We start from the raw sequence: 5,241 nt of genomic DNA on the forward strand, positions 1-5,241 counted from the left end.
TTGTGTAATATTGGTATATCCATCGGCACGTATTAGCTCTGTAAGTTGTGTGTTTATCTCTTTTATCAAATCAGGTCCGCCAAAGATAAGTCCGCTATAGATTTGAACAAGAGAAGCCCCGGCTTTTATGCGTCTGTATGCCTCTTTTGCGGAGTCGATTCCGCCTACTGAGATAAGTGTAGTTTTGCCAAAAAGTTCTTTTGCAACTGCTTCAAATATCTCAAAACTCTTCTCTTTGAGCGCCGCACCGCTAAGTCCGCCTATATCTTTTGGGCTTTTTACAAGTGTGTAATCAATGGTGGTGTTTGTAGCAATTATGCCATCGGCACCGCAATCAACTGCTAGTTTTGTTAGCGATACGGCATCTTCTTTGCTCATGTCAGGCGCTATTTTTAGCAGAATAGGTTTTGTTGTTATAGTTTTTGCTTCAGAAAAAAGCCTTGTTATAAACTCCTCGTTTTGCAAATCTCTAAGTCCGGGAGTGTTTGGTGAAGAGATGTTTATTACCAAATAATCACCCAGCTCATGCAGAGCCTTTATGAGAGTCGTGTAGTCATTTATAGCTTCAGCATCAGGCGTGACTTTATTTTTTCCTATATTTATACCTATGGGAGTTGTAAACGGAAATCTTGTTTTTAATCTTTTTTGAACCTTCAGAAGTCCGTCATTATTAAAGCCCATAGCATTTTGGATAGTTTGCTCCCCAACATGTCTAAACATTCTCGGCTTTGGATTTCCCTCCTGTGGCTTTGGAGTAACTGTGCCTACCTCCGTAAAACCAAACCCTAAAAGCTGTATACCGCGAATCATGGTCGCATTTTTATCAAAACCAGCACCAAGACCCACTGGATTTAAAAATGTGCGCCCGAATAACTCTTGTTTTAGGATTTCGTTTGTTACAAAGTGGGATTCTAAAAAAGGGTTAAAAGGTATCTGGCAGATATTTGGCAATCTAAGAGCAAACTCTGCAAGATGGTGAGCGCTTTCGGGTTCGAGCTTAAATAGCCAAGGTTTTATAGTTTGATAATCTATCATGAGGTTGCCTCTTTAACTTTATTAAAAATTTAGTGATTATACTTAAAAAAGGTAAAGAGTTTAAAAACTTGACTCAAAAAGACAACCTTACCTTGTTTAAGCGGATTATAACATTATAAGTATAGAATAAAATGAAATATTATAGATGCGGAGAGAGATATGAGTAAAGTTTTAGTGCCTTTGGCAAACGGTTTTGAAGAGATAGAAGCGATAAACATTATAGATGTTTTAAGAAGAGGAGATATAGAGGTTTTGGTTGCATCTTTAGATGAAAAAAGTGTGGTTGAAGGTGCGCATAAAGTGAGAGTTTTAGCTGATATGGCTATATCTGATGTTGATGTAAAAACTCTTGATATGATAGTGTTACCGGGAGGCTGGGGAGGAACAGTCGCTATGCTTGATGATGTAAATATTCAGAGAATTTTAAAAGAGATGGATAAAGATGGTAAAAATATAGGAGCTATCTGTGCGGCACCTCTTGTGCTTCATCAAGCCGGCGTGCTTAAACACAACTACACATGTTATCCGACAATTGAGGAGCAGATAAGAGAGGATGGATTTAGCGAAAAAGAGATGGTTGTAGAAGATGGCAATGTAATGACATCACGCGGACCTGCAACGGCTATCTGCTTTGGACTGCAAATCGTTAAAAAATTAAAAGGAGAGAAGAAGTCTCTTGAGGTAAAATCAGCTCTTTTGGCTGATTTATGCAAATAGTTTTTACTACTTATTATGGCAGGTAAAGCATAGCTCGCTACCTGCGTTTGTACGTCTTAGGTATTTTGGCCATCTTTTATTGTGGGGATCATGACAACTTGCACATGTTATTTTTACGTTTATCAAAAGATCATCTATTTTAGAGGCACAATTCCATTCAGAAATTTTACTATTTTTAGTTTTTAGTCCACGAACCCCCCCCTCAAGATATTCAACTTCTACCGGATGTCCTTTTTCAAGTGATGGAGATATATGTAAATAGCTACTGTTTTCATTTTCAGGAGTTATAAAATTCATATAGCTACCGCTAACACCATCGTGGCAACTTAAACAAGATGTTGAAGTAATATTTTCAGAATTATGGCACTCTATGCAACTTTTTATAATAGAATCTCTGCAGTCCAAAATTATTTCGTGAGGACTCCCAAAAGTTATTCCAAAAATAGATGTTGTAAAGAGTAGTGGCATTAGTAAAATATTCATTATTATAAAATCCCCAAATCTTTTAATAGATACAAATCTAATCATTAATGTCTTACTTATTTTACCACAATAGAGTATAAATTATTTTATGTATATTGGCAAATGTTTATGTGAAAATTATTGTGCTATGATGATTCCTCTTTTAAAAACCAGATTTTTAAGACTCCTCTCGTCATCTTGACTTGCGAACTCTTTTGGATTTTCAAGACGCTCTATAAATCTAAAATTGGGAGCAAACTCTCGCATAAGCTCTATCAAAAAAGTTGAGTCTAAATCAGGCGAGTTAAGACATGCTAAGAGTATGCAATTATCTGATGCAATAAAGGGCAATCTTTTGATAATCTTCTCGTAATCTTTTGTTGCCTCAAAACTCCCTTTTTGAAAGGTCGGCGGATCAATGATAATCAAATCGTAAGGTCCCTTTTTTTTGATGCCAGAGAACGATTTTAGTATGTTGTATGGTAAAAAACTGACACCTTTTGTATCTATATCGTTTATATGATGATTTGAGCGTCCAACCGTGAGAGCGCTTTTGCTCATATCTATGTTTACCACACTTTGTGCGCCGCCTAGTTTTGCCGCAACGCTAAAAGCGCAAGTATAAGAGAAGAGGTTTAGGATGTTTTTATCTTTTGCATTTTCCCTTACAAAGGTTCTGCCATTTTTCATATCAGCAAAGTAGAGGCTGTTTTGATTTGAGAGAAGATTGAGTTTGAGTTTCATACCGTTTTCGATAACAAACAAATCATCTCTAAATTCTCCCACTATTGCTTCGCTAGGAGTTCCTTTTATGTATCTTCGCTGTACTAGTAGAGTTGTGTGTCTTGAGGTTTTTACAAACTCTTTTAGCATCTCTAGGAGTTCATTTTCACCTGCTTCTTCAAAATAGAGCGTTACATGTAAGAGAGTATCGATTGAGTCTATATTTAAGTGTTTATACTCTTCATAAAGTCCACCACGCCCATGAAAAAGTCTTTTAACTTCATCTGTTATATCTATTGCGTTTTTTTTAAGTATATCTTCTAGTTGCTCTATTTCCATTCTCTGCCTAAGTGATTTTTTTGTATAATTCTAGCCATTTTATGGTGCAAAAGGCAAAATTTGAGAAAAAAAGTAGTTGTAATAGGCGGAGGATACGGTGGACTTCGTGCAATCGAATCTTTAGCACAACAGGCAGATATAGACGTAACACTTATAGACAAACACCCTTACCACTATCTCCAAACAGAAGCTTACGGCTATATAGCGGGCAGATTCGACTTGCATGATGTAGTAATTGATTTACAGGATTGGTGCAGTGGATTTGAGAAAAAAATTACTTTTGTTTACGATACTGCACTTTCTATCGACTTTGAATCCCAAAACATAAAAGTATGTAATGGAAAAATAGAGTATGACTACCTCATAATTGCAACTGGGGCAAAAACAAATTTTTTCTCCTTTATCGAGGGGCTTAGAGAGCATAGCTTCGGTGTAAAAAATTTACATAGGGCGCACAACTTTAGGGTGGAATTTGAGAATCTCATATATAAAAAACTTCAAAATGAAGATGTAGCACAAGAGATAAATTTGGCTATCGGAGGAGCAGGGCTGAGCGGTGTCGAGGTGGCTGCGGAGATGGCAAATGTTCTCTTGGTTTATAAAAAAACATTGGGAAATAGGGTGGAGGGTATAAAAATCCATCTTATAGATGCAAGCGAGACAATTTTGCCCGGAATGAGCGATTTTTTAGTAAAGAGTACGCATAAAAGACTAGTATCTCTTGGAATTAATATTTTAACAAACGCTTTTATCCAAAAGATGGATAATAAAACTATCTACTTTAAAAACGGCGATACGCTGAGTTACCACTTTATGATTTTTACAGGCGGCATCAAAGCATCAGAACTAAATGAGACGGTAGATGTACAAAAAAATAGAATTTTTCAGTTTGTACCAGATGAGATGCTCAATATTGGTACTAAAGAGAATGTTTTTGCTATAGGCGATTGTGTAGAAATTAGAGATGCAAAACAAAATATATTGCCTCCCACAGCGCAAACTGCCGAGAGAAGTGCAGAGTATGTAGCAGAATCTATTCGTAAAAAGATAGACAAAAAAGCCATAAAACCCTTTGATGCCAAAGTGCTTGGAGTATTTATCGCTCTTGGCGGAAACTGGGCAAGCGGAGAACTTTTTGGTGTGATAAAAATAAAAGGGCATAGTGCATATCTGCTTAAAAAAGCAATAACATACGCTTACTATCTAGGACTTCGTTTACGTATTAACACAGGATATAAAAATAGGATAAAAAATCGCTAAAAAATGTTTTTTTAAATTTTTTAATATACTTCTCATAGCAGTTTCTATATAATTTACTAGCTTTATAAAGTAGCCTCGTATTCTTGATGTTGTCTTGACAAAGATGGCAGTATAATTTATAGGCTTTAATACTCAAGCTTAGTATCTATTTAGGATTTTATTTGGAAAATTTAACAGATTTAAAAGCTATTTTGCACTCCAAAAGAGCAAACATATACTATCTTGAATATTGTTGACAAACTGCCGAGTAGGTAGCTTAAAAATGTTGGGATTACACAGGTAGGTTCTTTACGGAGTAAACTGCCGAGTAAGTAGCTTAGAAATCTATCAAGGCTCATATCTGATGCACTTGAGGGTAAACTCGAGTAGGTAGCTTAAAAAATTTCAGGACGAAAGCCACGGCATACAGTTGGTGGGAAATAGGTAGGAATTTAAGAAAACTTAAAGTTGTGTATTAAAATAAGAAAAATTTATGATTTGGTTGCGGAAACAGGATTTGAACCTGTGACCTTTGGGTTATGAGCCCAACGAGCTACCGAACTGCTCTATTCCGCGACATGCCTATAAATAGGGGGTTTGTGGATGGGGTAGAGGGATTCGAACCCCCGAATAGCGGCACCAAAAGCCGCGGCCTTACCGCTTGGCGATACCCCAACATTGAAAAGTTAAATAATTGGTTGCGGAAATAGGATTTGAACCTATGAC

Annotated in this window: 5 protein-coding genes and 2 tRNA genes; 2 read left to right on the top strand and 5 right to left on the bottom strand. The window is 36.5% G+C overall.

Annotated elements, in window-relative coordinates; genetic code table 11:
* Positions 1-1,035, bottom strand: a 1,035-nt coding sequence (locus M0Q17_RS10545; protein WP_295086645.1) for a quinone-dependent dihydroorotate dehydrogenase, incomplete at its 3' end; no start/stop codon positions are given.
* A 159-nt stretch (positions 1,036-1,194) separates the two neighbouring features.
* Here M0Q17_RS10545 and M0Q17_RS10550 point away from each other — a divergent pair.
* A complete protein-coding gene (locus M0Q17_RS10550) occupies positions 1,195-1,752 on the top strand; it encodes a DJ-1 family glyoxalase III (protein ID WP_295086647.1) in 558 nt (185 codons plus the stop codon).
* A 6-nt stretch (positions 1,753-1,758) separates the two neighbouring features.
* Here M0Q17_RS10550 and M0Q17_RS10555 read toward each other — a convergent pair whose 3' ends face one another.
* Both M0Q17_RS10555 and M0Q17_RS10560 read right to left on the bottom strand, forming a co-directional pair.
* Positions 1,759-2,235 (bottom strand): cytochrome c3 family protein, encoded by a 477-nt coding sequence (locus M0Q17_RS10555; protein ID WP_295086648.1) that lies wholly within the window; start codon positions 2,233-2,235, stop codon positions 1,759-1,761.
* A gap of 117 nt (positions 2,236-2,352) precedes the next feature.
* A complete protein-coding gene (locus M0Q17_RS10560) occupies positions 2,353-3,276 on the bottom strand; it encodes a class I SAM-dependent methyltransferase (RefSeq protein WP_295086650.1) in 924 nt (307 codons plus the stop codon).
* Between the two features lie 60 nt (positions 3,277-3,336).
* On the opposite strand from M0Q17_RS10560, the gene M0Q17_RS10565 reads away from it, so the two are divergent.
* Positions 3,337-4,536 carry an FAD-dependent oxidoreductase gene (locus M0Q17_RS10565; RefSeq protein WP_295086652.1) on the top strand — a complete coding sequence of 400 codons (1,200 nt, stop codon included), beginning with the start codon at positions 3,337-3,339 and terminating at the stop codon, positions 4,534-4,536.
* A gap of 478 nt (positions 4,537-5,014) precedes the next feature.
* Here the strand turns inward: M0Q17_RS10565 and M0Q17_RS10570 are convergent.
* A tRNA-Met gene (locus M0Q17_RS10570) sits at positions 5,015-5,091 on the bottom strand.
* 24 nt (positions 5,092-5,115) lie between these two features.
* Positions 5,116-5,190, bottom strand: a tRNA-Gln gene (locus tag M0Q17_RS10575).
* Positions 5,191-5,241 lie beyond the last annotated feature (51 nt).

The organism is Sulfurimonas sp. (assembly GCF_023229105.1).
GTDB lineage: Bacteria > Campylobacterota > Campylobacteria > Campylobacterales > Sulfurimonadaceae > Sulfurimonas.